Genomic DNA, 13,758 nt, shown 5'->3' on the forward strand with positions numbered 1-13,758 from the left:
GACGTTGACGTAGCTTTTGGCCATTATTCCGACGCCAGAGACTTGTGTGTCCGTAGCCTCGTTGCGAATCTGCATGAACTGAAAATGGCCTTGCTGCCATTGGGCATTGGAAGGGGACTACGCGCAATGATTTCGGCCGTGCAAGGACGTTTTGCCAACCTCGGTATGGCGAAAAAACTGGGTGTCGGGTTTGTTCTGGTCTTGCTGCTGACAGCGCTGGTGGCCGCGATTGGAGTCTGGTCGCTGCAAGCCATCAGTCAGCGTTTCGAGGGGCTCAAGCAGATGTCCTCGCTCAACAGCGGCCTGCTCAAGGTTCGCCTGCTGGAGCAGGAATACGCTTTGCACGGCAACCCGAATACTGCGCAAGCCCTGCATCAGGGGGTGGACGGGCTGGTAGAAATGGCGGCGCAGCTCAAGGCCCGGTCACCGGCCAGTGTCCCGGTCATGAACGATGTCGAGCAATCACTGGGGGCTTATCGCAAAGCCTTCGATGAGTTTGTCGAGCTGACCCAGGCCAAGGACCTTGCGCTGGAAATGGCCAGTTGGTCGGTGTCCAGCGTGGCCAACAACCTTGATGTGTTGCAGGCCGGGCTCGCCGACGATGGTGCCTACACTCTCAAGCAATCCCAGGGCACCGACGGTGCGCAGTTCATCGAGCAGGCCAATCAGGTGAGCCAGGTGTCGCGCTTGATGTTGCAGGCCATGAACGAGGCCCGCGTGCGGCTGGACCAGAGCCGCAAGGGCGATGACGAGAATGCCGAACAAGGCAAGATCGAGCAGGCCGATCAGGCGTTGAGCCAGGCTGAAGCACTGAAAAATACCGTCAAGGACGCCGGCTATCAGACGGTACTCACCGAGGTGGCGGGGCATATCGCCAGTTTCAGCGAGAAACTCACCGAGTACACCGGGTTACTGACGCAGGAAAAGAAGGTCTATCAACAACTGCATGAACGCGCCGCTCAGGTGGTTGAGCGCGTCAACCAGGCTTATGGCGCTGAAGACCAGTCGATGCAGGCCGAGCTGCACAAGAACTCACTGTTGATCATTGGCTCCTCAGCCCTGGCATTGCTGGTCGGCTTGATTGCCGCGTGGGTGATCACCCGGTTGATCGTCGCGCCGCTGCGCAGTGTGATTCAAGTCGCCCGGCAGATAGCCGCCGGCGACCTGAGTGCCAGGGTGCAGGTCACCCGTCGCGATGAAATCGGCCAGTTGATGCAGGCCATGCAGCAAATGGGCGCCGGGCTGAGCGCTATCGTCAGTGGCTTGCAGGCGGGGATCGAGCAGTTGGCGAGTTCCGCGCAGTCGTTGTCGGCAGTCACCGAGCAGACCAACCTTGAGGTCAGCAGCCAGAAAGAGGAAACCGAGCAAGTCGCCACCGCCATGAACCAGATGACCGCCACCGTGCATGATGTGGCGCGTAACGCCGAAGAGGCGGCGCATGCTGCGCAAACGGCTGATGGCAAGGTTGAAAGCGGTCAGCAGGTGGTGCGCCAGAGCATGCAGCGGATCGAGCAATTGGCCGATTCGGCGACATCGGCGAGCAGCAGCATCGAGAGCCTCAGCGCGCAAATCCAGAATATCGGTACCGTGCTCGGCGTCATCAAGAGCGTTGCCGAGCAAACCAACCTGCTGGCGCTCAACGCGGCCATCGAAGCGGCTCGTGCGGGCGAGCAGGGCAGGGGCTTTGCCGTGGTGGCGGACGAAGTCCGGGCCTTGGCCAAGCGTACGCAGCAGTCGACCGAAGAAATTGAACGACTGGTAAGTGCCTTGCGTGCAGCAGCCCATTCTTCGGTACAGCAGATTCAAAGCAGCGGTGAGTTGGTCAAACTGGCGGTCAGCGATGCGCTACAGACCGAGAGCGCTCTGGGCAGCATCGCGGCGGCGGTGTCGCTGATCCAGCAGATGAATCAGCAAATTGCCGCGGCGGCCGAGCAGCAGAGTTCGGTGGCGGAAGAAATCAATCGCAGCGTGACCAGCATTCGTGCCAGCGCCGATCAGTCTTCGCTGGCGATGCAGGGCAACGCGGCGTCGAGCATCGAGCTGGCGCAGTTGGGGGCAGAGTTGAAGGGGATGGTGGGGCATTTCCGGCTGTGAGGTGCCGGGTGGCTTGCTGGCCGGTGTTCTGGCAATAACAGTCAAGCCGCACGAGGGTTCGTGCGGCTTGTCGTTGATCAGTCGTAAATCACTTTCTTCTTCCAGTCGGCATCGGTCTCGGCGTCTTTGAGACCTTCGGTCAATTGGTTGACCTCACCTTCGACGGGTTGAGTGCTGGCCAATACCTGGGCGTTGGCGCGCTCCAGCAGTTTTTCCAGATACTGAAGCTGTTCGCTGTACAGCGCCGGGTCCTGCTGTTTGCGCAGGTACTGTACGCCACGCTCGAAGGCCAGGCGGGCTTGCCCTGGCTGGTTCTGTTGCAGGGCATGCTGGCCGAGGTTATTGAAGAACTCGATGTGCAGCAGCACCAGGATATGGCGAATTTCCTTGATCCAGCGCTTGGCTTCGTTGGTCGGCAGGAAGCCGTCCTGGGCAGCGCGCGTCACTTGGCCATGCATGGCTTCAAGCAGGAAACGCACATCCTTGGCCTTGGCTTCGGTCAGGATCGGTGCCGGCGGGTTGTTCACCGGGATCGATTCGCCTTGGGCCACCAGCGCATTCAGTTCGCTGATGCGTGCCTTTACGGCTGCATTGGTCTTTTCAAGATGGAGCAGGCGCTGGCAAACGTTGAGTTCCAGGCGGGTCAACAGCAGCTTGAGGGCTGGCGTCATGTACTGGCCGGGAAACGTCTCGGTGAGTTCGCCGCAGCGACGCAGGCGATCATTGAGTTCGACCTTGGTGCGGGCCTTTTCCAGTTTATTGTTATCCACCACATGGTTCATGTAGCCAATGGCGATCAATAGGGCGAGCCCAGCTACAACGAGCAGGCCGATCATGAGTGGTGTCACCGTTAAGACCTCTTTATAGGGTTCGCGTGCGAGTGTAGTGGCTAAGCATAGGGGCGCATAGGGCCGGACGACGAGTTGATGGAAGCGGTGGCCGTACCTATATAGACAGTAGATAGAGAGTAGCGCGGCGATCGCACATTGCTACCATCTGCCGGGAGTGGACTATAGCGCCTTGTCCGGTGCCAGAATATAGGCGCCAAACACCGGGCGCGAGATAGGCCGCAAACCACCCCGGAAGGATGGCGAAGTCATTGATTTAAATAAATTTATCTCAGGGGGTTGACGACCCCTCAATCCATCCATAGAATGCGCGCCACTTACAGCGGAAAGCAAACAGTGAAACGCGGTAGGGAGTGAAGTTGTAGTGTGTCCCCTTCGTCTAGTGGCCTAGGACACCGCCCTTTCACGGCGGTAACAGGGGTTCGAGTCCCCTAGGGGACGCCAATGCGGGAATAGCTCAGTTGGTAGAGCACGACCTTGCCAAGGTCGGGGTCGCGAGTTCGAGTCTCGTTTCCCGCTCCATTTTTAAACAGCATTGCTTTCGGGCGGTGTTGAGTGAAACCAGAACCAAGTCTCCGGATGCGGGTCTGGACACTGGAACACACACCATGTGTTCCGGGTAGCGTGTCCCCTTCGTCTAGTGGCCTAGGACACCGCCCTTTCACGGCGGTAACAGGGGTTCGAGTCCCCTAGGGGACGCCATTTGCGGGAATAGCTCAGTTGGTAGAGCACGACCTTGCCAAGGTCGGGGTCGCGAGTTCGAGTCTCGTTTCCCGCTCCATATTTAACAAAAACGCCGCTCATTGAGCGGCGTTTTTGTGTGCGCGCGATTTAACACCCTGCGCATTGCAAAGGCTCGCCAGTCAGACTGTGCGGGCCTTTTTACATTTCAGCCGTCTCACGCAGAGGTTGTTTCGTAGCGGGGCATCCCCATGCGTTTCCTGTCTTACAAAATGTTACCGATCGCACCCGTGCTCAGTAAAAAATGGTTCAGGTAACAACCCTGAGTACAGCCAGGTGGTCTTCGAACCTGTCGCGGGTTGAACTCAAGTCCCGTGCAAGCGGCGTTCTTGCGGCTCTGACAGGTTTCTTCGACCGCAGTCAGGAGAGTTGGCTGATTGATTGCATATGCTTGTACGTACAAGTAAGTGTATGTGCGTAAGAGTCGCCAGGAGGCGTTGACACACAGGATGGCGTCAAAGCACCTGCTTGAGGTTTTGCCCAGGCTTCACAGCGTCGCAGGCATGCCGGCAACACTATCCATGCGCCACAAGCGCCCATCGTGGTTTTAGGAATCGAATAATAATGAAAAGAACATTGCTGACCCTTTCTGCTCTGGCGATGTGCATGGCCGCAGGTGTAGCCACGGCCAAGGAATACAAAGAACTGCGGTTTGGTGTTGATCCTTCTTATGCGCCGTTCGAGTCCAAAGCGGCCGACGGTAGCCTCACCGGGTTCGACATTGATCTGGGTAATGCCATCTGCGCTGAGTTGAAGGTCACGTGCAAATGGGTCGAAAGTGACTTCGACGGTACGATTCCTGGCTTGAAGGCCAATAAATTCGACGGCGTGATCTCCTCCATGACCGTCACCCCGGCCCGTGAGAAGGTGATCGACTTCTCCACCGAGTTGTTCTCCGGCCCGACCGCGATGGTCTACAAAAAAGGCGCCACTGTCGGCATCGATCCGGCTGCTCTTAAAGGCAAGAAGGTCGGTTATGAGCAGGGCTCCATTCAGGAAGCCTATGCCAAGTCGGTACTGGATAAGGTCGGGGTGGAAACCAAGGCTTACGCCAACCAGGACCAGGTCTATGCGGACTTGATCTCCGGTCGTCTCGACGCTTCGATCCAGGACATGCTGCAAGCCGAACTGGGTTTTTTGAAGTCGCCGCAAGGGGCTGATTTCGAAGTCAGCAAACCGGTCGATGATCCTTTGCTGCCGGCCAAAACGGCGGTAGGTATCGCCAAGGGCAACGCCGAGCTCAAGGCCTTTATCGATAAAGGCATCAAGGCGCTTCACGATAACGGCACCTACGATGCGATCCAGAAAAAGCACTTCGGTGATCTGAATCTCTACAGCGGCAAGTAATGCCCCGTGCCTGTCCTCGCGACGGGCACTTTTTTATCGCTATAGGTCCCTGAATTATGTTCGAAGCACTGTTACAGACGCTTGGGTTCTCCGCGTTCAGCTTGCAGGGGTTTGGCCCTCTGTTGCTGGAAGGCACCTGGATGACCGTCAAGCTATCGATACTGTCGCTGTTGTTGAGCGTTTTGCTTGGTCTGATCGGCGCCAGCGCCAAACTCTCCAGCGTCAAGCTGTTCCGGATTCCCGCCCAGCTTTACACCACGTTGATTCGCGGTGTGCCGGACCTGGTGCTGATGCTGCTGATTTTCTACAGCCTGCAAACCTGGCTGACGGGGCTCACTGTAGCGCTGGACTGGGAATACATCGAGATCAACCCATTCGGTGCCGGGATCATCACCCTGGGCTTTATCTACGGTGCTTATTTCACCGAGACCTTTCGTGGCGCGATCCTCGCGGTGCCCCGTGGGCAGATGGAAGCGGCCACCGCCTACGGCTTGAGTCGCGCCCAGCGTTTTCGTTTTGTGGTGTTCCCGCAGATGATGCGCTTTGCCCTGCCGGGCATCGGTAACAACTGGATGGTAATTCTCAAGGCCACTGCGCTGGTGTCGATCATCGGCCTGGCCGACCTGGTCAAAGCCGCTCAGGACGCCGGCAAAAGCACCTATCAACTGTTCTATTTTCTGGTGTTGGCAGCGCTGATCTATCTGGTGATCACCAGCGCTTCAAACGTTGTGCTGCGCTGGCTTGAACGGCATTACGCAGCAGGTTCCCGGGAGGCCGTACGATGATTGAGCTCATGCAGGAATACTGGAAACCCTTCCTTTATAGCGACGGCTATCACATCACCGGCCTGGCGATGACCTTGTGGTTACTCGCGGCGTCGATCTTCATCGGTTTTCTGGTGTCGATCCCGCTGTCGATTGCCCGGGTTTCGCCCAAGCTTTACGTGCGTTGGCCAGTGCAGTTCTACACCTACCTGTTCCGCGGCACGCCGCTGTATATCCAGCTACTGATCTGCTACACCGGGATCTACAGCCTGGCGGCCGTTCGTGCACAGCCAGTGCTTGATGCGTTCTTTCGCGATGCGATGAACTGCACCATTCTGGCCTTTGCCCTGAACACCTGCGCCTACACCACGGAGATTTTCGCCGGGGCGATCCGCAGCATGGCCCACGGTGAAGTCGAAGCCGCCAAGGCCTACGGTCTGACGGGCTGGAAGCTTTACGCCTACGTGATCATGCCTTCGGCCCTGCGCCGTTCGCTGCCCTACTACAGCAACGAAGTGATCCTGATGCTGCACTCGACCACCGTGGCCTTCACCGCAACCATTCCGGACATCCTGAAAATTGCGCGTGACGCCAACTCGGCGACCTTCCTGACCTTTCAGTCGTTTGGCATCAGTGCGCTGATCTACCTGACGGTCACCTTTGCGCTGGTCGGCCTGTTTCGTATTGCCGAGCGTCGTTGGCTGGCCTTTCTCGGCCCGGCTCACTAGGACTTAGAGCCCCATGCGGCCGCTCATCAGGCCGCGGCTTTTTCGCCGACTGCGACATTTACGCAGCGGCGATCCATTTTCCCTTTGAGGATGCTGCGCACATGTACAAATTGACTGTTGAAGAACTGCATAAAAGTTACGGTAGCCACGAAGTGCTCAAAGGCGTTTCCCTGAAGGCCAATACCGGTGATGTGATCAGCCTGATTGGCGCCAGCGGCTCGGGAAAAAGTACCTTTTTGCGCTGCATCAACTTTCTCGAAACACCCAATGGCGGCGCCATGAGCCTGGACGGCAAGCCGATTCGCATGATCAACGATCGCCATGGCATGCGCGTGGCCGACGATGCCGAGTTGCAGCGTCTGCGTACCCGCCTGGCGATGGTGTTTCAGCACTTCAACCTGTGGGGCCACATGACGGTGCTGGAAAACATCACCATGGCCCCGCGCCGGGTGCTGGGGGTCAGCAAGAAAGACGCCGAGGAACGTGCCCGGCGTTATCTGGATAAGGTCGGTTTGCCGGCGCGCGTGGCGGATCAATATCCGGCCTTCCTCTCGGGTGGGCAGCAGCAGCGCGTGGCCATCGCCCGCGCCCTGGCCATGGAGCCTGAAGTCATGCTGTTCGATGAGCCGACTTCGGCCCTGGACCCAGAGTTGGTGGGTGAAGTGTTGAAGGTGATTCAAGGCCTGGCTGAAGAAGGCCGGACGATGATTATGGTGACGCACGAAATGAGCTTCGCTCGTAAGGTGTCGAATCAGGTGCTGTTTTTGCATCAGGGGCGAGTCGAAGAAGAGGGGGCGCCGGAGGAGGTGCTCGGCAACCCGAAGAGCGAGCGCCTGCGGCAGTTTTTGAGTGGCAATCTGAAGTAAGCATCGCCGTCGCGTCGCGGTGTTGAGGGGGTACTCAACACCACGAGGCAGCCTTGGGTCAGGCTGCTTTACATGGACAGGATCAGGCGTCCTGCAAACAGAATCAGAATCACCCCCATGGTTCGTTCGAACCAATGCCCCATGCGCATGAACAGCAACCGTATCCGGGCGCTGGAAAAGAACAGCGCCACAATGACGAACCACAGCGCGTTCACAAAACACATCCAGACTCCGTACAGCGCCTGAATCTTCAGCGGTGTCGTGGTACTGATGAGGGTGGTGAATATCGCCAGGAAAAACAGCGTGGCCTTGGGGTTGGTGGCGTTGGTCAGAAACCCGGTGGTGAACGCCTTCAGCAGCGTTTGCTCGACCAGCGGTTCGTCGCTGGGCTTGTCGCCTTCCAGTGCGGTCTTGGGTTTGCTGCGCAGCAGGCTCACCCCGAGGTAAAGAATGTAGGCACCGCCCACCACTTTGGCGACGGTCAGCAGCCAAGGGGTGGTGTGCATCAGCGCGCCAACCCCGAGCAAGGTGTACAGCACGTGCACCGAAATACCGGCGCCGATTCCCAGGGCGGTACAGATCCCGATCAAACGACCAAACCGCACACTCTGACGAATGGTCACGGCAAAGTCGGGCCCGGGGGCGACTACCGCCAGAAAGTGGATGGTCGCCAGCGCAAGGAACTCGCCTAGGTAATTGGAAAACATTTCAACTCCAGAAGGTCAGGGGTGAGGCATTGCCGCGATAGCCGACAAAAAAAGAAAGGCTCAGGCGCGGGTCGCTCACGCCCGGTGTTACCGAGTGCATGCGTCGCGAATTGAACATGATGAAGTCACCCGGCTCAGGGCGAATCTCCAGGGTCGGAGGGCCGAGCAGCACGGGGTCGATGCCGTAACTGTCGCCGCGCATTTCGTCGAACTGGTCAGGGGAAATGTCGTCATCCCACATTTGCAGTGCGCCGCCCTCGGTGGGCATGTTCAGGTAAACATTGCAGGCGAACTGGGCCTCCAGGCTTCGCGCCTGAAAACTGTCCGGGGCGTCTTTGGCGAAGATGTCGTGATGGGCCAGGAAGCACACGCCAGGTTTCACTACGCGGGACAATCCGACATACATCTTGCGACCGTAGAGGTTTTCCAGGTGCGCGCCCGCAGGCCATGACTCATCCAGCATGCAGCGCAGGGTGTCTACCGGTGAGGAGTAGGGCGCGCAACGGTTGCGCAGTTCGGCGATGTTGCTGGTGGCGCGTTCGAAATAGTCCTCGATCAGCAGCGGCTGGTTCTCGGCTTCATAAAACGCCATGCCGATGCGACCGATACTCGGCGCGTTGATATAGCCTTCAAAGCCCGGGGCCAGGATTTTGTCGCCAATGTCGACTGCCAGCGGCGGGGGCAGAAAGCGTTTGACGCGGATGGCGAGGACTTCTTCAGTGGCCAGTTTTTTTATGCACGTCTCATCGAGACGCTCGACATCTAGCATCATGGTTTAGGTCCGTCTATCAGGTAGTCATCGAGCCTGCGAGCGCAGGCTCTTCCCTTTCAGGCGATGGCACGCAGGCATCACCCCATTGCTCAGTCCAGGTCGTAGCGAACTGAAAGTGTGCCCTTCTTCTGCGAGAGGGACGCAATCTTGACTGTGCCTAGTTCCTGTAGGCGCCGTACATGGGTCCCACCGCAGCCGTAGGCGGGCAGTTCACCGAAACCGATCTCGCGCGAGCCTTCGCGTAGCGAAATCAGGCGCGGCAGATCATCGGCAATCCATTGTGTGACAGCGTTCTGGAGGGTCTCGGCGTCGAGGTCCTGAGGTGCCTCTCCCGGCTTGAAGGTCACCCGGCCTTCGCTGGGCCAATGGTGGGCCTTGATGGGCACCCAGCCGCGGGTTTCAGCGAAGTGACCGATGAGGTGGCCGGCCGAATGCATGCGGGTGTTGAATTGGCGGCGTTGTTCGTCGATCCGGATCTGGGTCATGCCGAGTCTTACCGGGTGGTCGACGTAATGAATGATTCGGTCCGGTTCCTGGATCACTCGCAGGACCTGGCTTTCGCCGATCCAGCCGGTGTCACAGGGCTGTCCACCGCCCTGGGGGTGGAACAGTGTCGCGCGCAGCACAACGGCAAATTCGTTCTCGTGGGGCGTGCAATCCAGGACTTCCACATTAGCTTTGAGGTCATCACTATGGAAGAAGAGGCGAAGCGTCATATTCCATGCCCTTATTAAAATTTCTATTTTTATTATATGGACGCTGGAATTGCGTGATAATCCGTTCAAACATCAAAGGACTGTTGCGCTGTGAGCATAAATCTTCCGCTTCCCTTGTTGGGCGAAATGGCGATTTTCGTCAAGGTTGTCGAGACCGGCAGCTTCTCGGAGGCGGCTCGCCAACTTGGTTCTTCCCCTTCGGCGGTCAGCCGGAGTATTTCCAGGCTGGAAAAGGCGCTGGCCACCCGACTGCTGCAACGCACCACGCGTAAGTTACGCCTGAGCGACGGCGGGGAAGAGGTGTTCAAGCGTTGTCAGGAAATGGTCAGCGCTGCGAAGTCCGTCATGGAGATCAGCGGCCAGTTCACCCATGAAGCCGAAGGTCTGGTGCGGGTTAGCGTGCCCAAGGCCGTGGGGCGGTTCGTGATTCATCCCCATATGCCGGAGTTTTTGCGCCGCTACCCGAAAGTGGATGTGGAGTTGCTGCTCGAAGATCGCCAGGTCGATCTGATCGACGACCATGTCGACCTGGCGATTCGCATCACTGATCGCCCACCGGCAGGGCTGGTGGGGCGCCAGTTGCTGACCATCGACCATTTGCTGTGCGCCACGCCTCAGTACCTGGCCGAACACGGGACCCCGGCTCATCCTCACGATTTGCTCAACCACAGTTGCATTTATCTGGGGGAGACGCCGAGCGACGCACGCTGGAAGTTCAAGAAGGGCACCAAAGCGGTAACGGTGGGTGTGCGGGGCCGGTACGCGGCCAATCACACCGGGGTACGGTTGGGGGCGGTGTTGCAGCACATCGGGATTGGCAGCTTGCCGTACTTCACCGCACGTTATGCGCTTGAACAAGGGTTGATTGTGCAAGTGCTGCCGGACTGGACCTTTCTCGCGTCCTATCACGGCGGCGCCTGGTTGCTGCATTCGCCGACGCGTTATCTGCCGCCGAAATTGCGGGTGTTTATCGACTATCTGGTGGAGTGCCTTGAGAAGGAGCCGACTCTGGGCAAGCCGGGGAAGCCAAATGCATTGGACAGGGGCGCGACGGAGTATGAGTTGCCCGAGAGTGACGGGTTGCTTTAACAGGCGCCATCGCGAGCAGGCTCGCGCTAGCGGTTGTCCAAACCATGGATCACTCAGCTACAAAAAAGGCCCGCATGTTCAACCATGCGGGCCTTTTGCAAATGCTGATCGGAAATCAGTGTTTGCTGTCCTGATTCGACAGGGCCAGCAGTTGTTTTTCCTGGTTCCAGTCGAACGGTTCGTCGTTCTGTTCGGCTTCGTAGCGACGATCTTCCAGGGCCTGATACAGATCGATTTCATCGTCTGGCATGAAATGCAGGCAGTCACCGGCGAAGTACCACAGCAAGTCGCGCGGGACGAGGTGGGCAATTTGCGGGTAGCGCGAAATGACCTGGCAAAGGATGTCCTGGCCCAGGTACTGGCTTTCGATCGGATCAACCGGCAGTTGCAGCATCAGTTCATCGAAGCGCTCGAGGAACAGCTCATGGCTTTCTTCCGGCACTTGTTCGGCTTCACCGAGGGCGACCAGGATGCTGCGCAGGTGCGAGAGCAGGGCGAGAGTGTGGTCGAGCATAACGGGATTCCTCTGGAACTAAAGCAAAACGGGCGCCGGAGTATATAGCTCCGACGCCCGATTTTCACCCTTGAACCGCTGGACGAGCAACGGCCTTAGCGGGTCTTGCCTTCCGCGAGTGACAGTTGCTCCTTGGTGAAGTCGTCAACGTCGATGACTCTGCGGCGTGCCGCCTCGGCCTCGCGCAGTGTTTGCGCTTCACCCGGTTGCAGCACACCGGCCTCCAGTGCGGCATCGATGGCATGTTCCCCGGCAACCGGTTTGACCTGACCGCTTTTGAGCGCCACGTGGAGTTTTTTCTGCAAGGGCTGGGCATCGCTCAGCAGGTTGCAGGCATGTTGCAGGGCGCCGACCGGATCGTCGGTTGATTGTGGGCGGTAGCAACCGACGAGCAGTTCTTCGAGGGTCGGATCACCCTTGGCGCGGCCGATAACCGCCGCCACTTCGGCACCGAGTGCGTCCGATGGCCCCTTGTGACGACGACCGAAAGGGAACACCACAATCCGCAACAGGCAGCTCAATACCCGGTTCGGGAAGTTGCTCAGCAGTTCATCCAGCGCCCGCTCCGATTGGCCGAGGCTTTCCTCCATGGCCCAGTTGAACAGCGGATGCAGGTGCTGCGGTGAGTCGAGGTCGTGATAACGCTTGAGGGCGGCCGAGGCGAGATACAAGTTGCTGAGCACGTCGCCGAGGCGTGCGGACAAGCGTTCGCGACGCTTCAGCTCACCGCCCAGCAGCATCATGCTCAGGTCCGCGAGCATTGCAAACGCCGCCGCCTGACGATTGAGGGCGCGGAAGTAACCCTGGCTGAGCTTGTCGCCCGGTGCGTGTTCGAAATGCCCGAAGCCGAGGTTCAGCACCAGGGTGCTGGCAGCGTTGCTGACGGCAAAGCCGATGTGCTTGAGCAGCAGGCCGTCGAACTCGATCAGTGCCTTGTCCTTGTCTTCACGCCCCGCGAGCGCCATTTCCTTGAGCACGAACGGATGGCAGCGAATCGCGCCCTGGCCGAAAATCATCAGGTTGCGCGAGAGAATGTTGGCCCCCTCCACGGTGATGAAGATCGGCGCTCCTTGCCAACTGCGGCCCAGGTAGTTGTTCGGGCCCATGATGATACCCTTGCCGCCGTGCACATCCATGGCGTGGCTGATGCATTCGCGGCCACGTTCGGTCAGGTGATACTTGAGGATTGCCGAGAGCACCGAAGGTTTTTCGCCGAGGTCCACGGCGTTGGCGGTCAACATTCGTGCGGCGTCCATCATCCAGGCATTGCCGCCGATACGCGCCATGGCTTCCTGAATCCCTTCGAATGCCGAGAGTGGTACGTTGAATTGCTCGCGCACCTGCGCGTACTGGCCCGTCACCAGGCTGGTGAATTTGGCAGCGCCCGTGCCCACGGCGGGCAGCGAAATCGAGCGCCCGACCGACAGGCAATTCATCAGCATCATCCAGCCTTTGCCGAGCATGTCCTGGCCGCCGATCAGAAATTCCAGCGGGACAAAGATATCCTTGCCTGAGTTCGGGCCGTTCATAAACGCGGCACCGAGGGGCAGGTGGCGACGGCCGATGTCCACGCCGGGGGTGTCGGTGGGAATCAACGCCAGGCTGATGCCCAGGTCTACCTCGTCGCCCAGCAAGTGGTCCGGGTCATAGGCCTTGAAGGCCAGGCCCAGCAGGGTCGCGACTGGTCCGAGGGTGATGTAGCGTTTTTCCCAGTTCAGCCGCAGGCCCAGGGTTTCCTTGCCTTCCCATTCGCCCTTGCAGATGACGCCGGTGTCCGGCATGGCGCCGGCGTCGGAGCCGGCCAGTGGTCCGGTCAAGGCAAAGCACGGGATGTCATCGCCGCGAGCCAGGCGCGGAAGATAGTGATTACGTTGTTCATCGGTGCCGTAGTGCAGCAACAGTTCGGCAGGGCCGAGGGAGTTGGGCACCATCACCGTGGACGCGAGGTCACCGCTGCGGGTGGCCAGTTTCATTGCCACCTGGGAGTGAGCGTAGGCGCTGAAACCCTTGCCGCCGTATTCCTTGGGGATGATCAAGGCGAAAAAGCCGTGCTCCTTGATGTGGGTCCAGGCCGCGGGCGGCAGGTCCATTGTCTGGCCGATCTGCCAGTCGCTGACCATGGCACAGAGCGCTTCGGTGGGGCCATCGATGAACGCTTGTTCTTCTTCGCTCAGTTGCGCTTTCGGGTAGGCCAGCAGTTTGTTCCAGTCCGGACGGCCGCTGAACAGCTCGCCATCCCACCAGACCGTGCCGGCATCGATGGCGTCGCGTTCGGTTTGCGACATCGGCGGCAAGGTTTTCTGGAACCAGTTGAACAGGGGCGCAGTGAAATATTGGCGGCGCAGATCCGGCAGCAGCAGTGGCGCAGCGACGGCGGCGAGCACGATCCAGGAAACCAGCAGCAGCCAGCCTGGTGCATGACTGAAAGCACCCATCGCCAGCAGATAGACCGCCACCACGCCCAACGCAGGCAGCGGTGCGGTGCGGCGATGAGCCAGGTAGGCAATACCGACCACCAGAACCAGTATCCACAACAGCAGCATATTCAATCCTCCGTGAAACCAGGGGCAAA

The 13,758-nt window shown here is 59.0% G+C and carries 12 protein-coding genes and 4 tRNA genes; 10 read left to right on the forward strand and 6 right to left on the reverse strand.

All coding sequences use genetic code 11. The annotated features are described in order from the left end of the window. Positions 1-126: 126 nt before the first annotated feature. Entirely contained in the window at positions 127-2,094 is a 1,968-nt protein-coding gene (locus AABM54_RS08665) for a methyl-accepting chemotaxis protein (protein ID WP_347904872.1), read from the forward strand. A gap of 77 nt (positions 2,095-2,171) precedes the next feature. Here AABM54_RS08665 and AABM54_RS08670 read toward each other — a convergent pair whose 3' ends face one another. Next, on the reverse strand, positions 2,172-2,930 hold the full coding sequence (locus tag AABM54_RS08670) for a hypothetical protein (RefSeq protein ID WP_347904873.1): 759 nt from the start codon (positions 2,928-2,930) through the stop codon (positions 2,172-2,174). Positions 2,931-3,310: 380 nt separating this feature from the next. On the opposite strand from AABM54_RS08670, the gene AABM54_RS08675 reads away from it, so the two are divergent. The 8 genes from AABM54_RS08675 to AABM54_RS08710 all read left to right on the forward strand — a co-directional run bounded on the left by AABM54_RS08675 (position 3,311) and on the right by AABM54_RS08710 (position 7,388). Further along, positions 3,311-3,386, forward strand: a tRNA-Glu gene (locus AABM54_RS08675). 2 nt (positions 3,387-3,388) lie between these two features. Continuing rightward, a tRNA-Gly gene (locus AABM54_RS08680) sits at positions 3,389-3,464 on the forward strand. A 104-nt stretch (positions 3,465-3,568) separates the two neighbouring features. Further along, positions 3,569-3,644, forward strand: a tRNA-Glu gene (locus AABM54_RS08685). A 3-nt stretch (positions 3,645-3,647) separates the two neighbouring features. Further along, positions 3,648-3,723, forward strand: a tRNA-Gly gene (locus AABM54_RS08690). Positions 3,724-4,247: 524 nt separating this feature from the next. Further along, positions 4,248-5,030, forward strand: a complete 783-nt coding sequence (locus AABM54_RS08695; protein WP_347904874.1) for a transporter substrate-binding domain-containing protein — start codon at positions 4,248-4,250, stop codon at positions 5,028-5,030. Positions 5,031-5,086: 56 nt separating this feature from the next. Next, positions 5,087-5,815, forward strand: a complete 729-nt coding sequence (locus AABM54_RS08700) for an ABC transporter permease (RefSeq protein WP_347904875.1) — start codon at positions 5,087-5,089, stop codon at positions 5,813-5,815. Beyond that, a complete protein-coding gene (locus AABM54_RS08705) occupies positions 5,812-6,522 on the forward strand; it encodes an ABC transporter permease (protein WP_347904876.1) in 711 nt (236 codons plus the stop codon). The genes AABM54_RS08700 and AABM54_RS08705 overlap by 4 nt, the downstream gene beginning before the upstream one ends. A 101-nt stretch (positions 6,523-6,623) precedes the next feature. Next, positions 6,624-7,388 carry an ATP-binding cassette domain-containing protein gene (locus AABM54_RS08710; RefSeq protein ID WP_347904877.1) on the forward strand — a complete coding sequence of 255 codons (765 nt, stop codon included), beginning with the start codon at positions 6,624-6,626 and terminating at the stop codon, positions 7,386-7,388. Between the two features lie 68 nt (positions 7,389-7,456). Here the strand turns inward: AABM54_RS08710 and AABM54_RS08715 are convergent, their stop codons facing one another. The 3 genes from AABM54_RS08715 to AABM54_RS08725 form a co-directional block, all read right to left on the reverse strand. Further along, positions 7,457-8,095: a LysE family translocator gene (locus AABM54_RS08715; RefSeq protein ID WP_347904878.1), complete on the reverse strand. Its 639-nt coding sequence runs from the start codon at positions 8,093-8,095 to the stop codon at positions 7,457-7,459. Position 8,096: 1 nt separating this feature from the next. Beyond that, positions 8,097-8,867, reverse strand: coding sequence for a 2OG-Fe(II) oxygenase (locus tag AABM54_RS08720; RefSeq protein ID WP_347904879.1), 771 nt, complete (start codon positions 8,865-8,867; stop codon positions 8,097-8,099). Between the two features lie 89 nt (positions 8,868-8,956). Further along, positions 8,957-9,583, reverse strand: coding sequence for an alanyl-tRNA editing protein (locus tag AABM54_RS08725; protein WP_347904880.1), 627 nt, complete (start codon positions 9,581-9,583; stop codon positions 8,957-8,959). 90 nt (positions 9,584-9,673) lie between these two features. Here AABM54_RS08725 and AABM54_RS08730 point away from each other — a divergent pair, with 90 nt between their 5' ends. Next, positions 9,674-10,672, forward strand: a complete 999-nt coding sequence (locus AABM54_RS08730) for a LysR family transcriptional regulator (RefSeq protein ID WP_347904881.1) — start codon at positions 9,674-9,676, stop codon at positions 10,670-10,672. Positions 10,673-10,787: 115 nt separating this feature from the next. Here AABM54_RS08730 and AABM54_RS08735 read toward each other — a convergent pair whose 3' ends face one another. Together AABM54_RS08735 and AABM54_RS08740 are read right to left on the reverse strand one after the other, a co-directional pair. Further along, positions 10,788-11,186, reverse strand: coding sequence for a PA2817 family protein (locus AABM54_RS08735; protein ID WP_347904882.1), 399 nt, complete (start codon positions 11,184-11,186; stop codon positions 10,788-10,790). 95 nt (positions 11,187-11,281) lie between these two features. Continuing rightward, positions 11,282-13,729 carry an acyl-CoA dehydrogenase gene (locus tag AABM54_RS08740; RefSeq protein ID WP_347904883.1) on the reverse strand — a complete coding sequence of 816 codons (2,448 nt, stop codon included), beginning with the start codon at positions 13,727-13,729 and terminating at the stop codon, positions 11,282-11,284. Positions 13,730-13,758 lie beyond the last annotated feature (29 nt).

Source organism: Pseudomonas purpurea, assembly GCF_039908635.1.
GTDB classification, from domain to species: Bacteria; Pseudomonadota; Gammaproteobacteria; order Pseudomonadales; family Pseudomonadaceae; genus Aquipseudomonas; species Aquipseudomonas purpurea.

What these genes read in the sequence shown, in the direction of transcription:
- AABM54_RS08700 (WP_347904875.1), top strand. Translation starts at nt 5,087, where the DNA reads ATGTTCGAAGCACTGTTACAGACGCTTGGGTTCTCCGCGTTCAGCTTG.
- AABM54_RS08740 (WP_347904883.1), bottom strand. Translation starts at nt 13,729, where the DNA reads ATGCTGCTGTTGTGGATACTGGTTCTGGTGGTCGGTATTGCCTACCTG.
- AABM54_RS08665 (WP_347904872.1), top strand. Translation starts at nt 127, where the DNA reads ATGATTTCGGCCGTGCAAGGACGTTTTGCCAACCTCGGTATGGCGAAA.
- AABM54_RS08695 (WP_347904874.1), top strand. Translation starts at nt 4,248, where the DNA reads ATGAAAAGAACATTGCTGACCCTTTCTGCTCTGGCGATGTGCATGGCC.
- AABM54_RS08720 (WP_347904879.1), bottom strand. Translation starts at nt 8,867, where the DNA reads ATGATGCTAGATGTCGAGCGTCTCGATGAGACGTGCATAAAAAAACTG.
- AABM54_RS08705 (WP_347904876.1), top strand. Translation starts at nt 5,812, where the DNA reads ATGATTGAGCTCATGCAGGAATACTGGAAACCCTTCCTTTATAGCGAC.
- AABM54_RS08735 (WP_347904882.1), bottom strand. Translation starts at nt 11,186, where the DNA reads ATGCTCGACCACACTCTCGCCCTGCTCTCGCACCTGCGCAGCATCCTG.
- AABM54_RS08670 (WP_347904873.1), bottom strand. Translation starts at nt 2,930, where the DNA reads ATGATCGGCCTGCTCGTTGTAGCTGGGCTCGCCCTATTGATCGCCATT.
- AABM54_RS08710 (WP_347904877.1), top strand. Translation starts at nt 6,624, where the DNA reads ATGTACAAATTGACTGTTGAAGAACTGCATAAAAGTTACGGTAGCCAC.
- AABM54_RS08725 (WP_347904880.1), bottom strand. Translation starts at nt 9,583, where the DNA reads ATGACGCTTCGCCTCTTCTTCCATAGTGATGACCTCAAAGCTAATGTG.
- AABM54_RS08715 (WP_347904878.1), bottom strand. Translation starts at nt 8,095, where the DNA reads ATGTTTTCCAATTACCTAGGCGAGTTCCTTGCGCTGGCGACCATCCAC.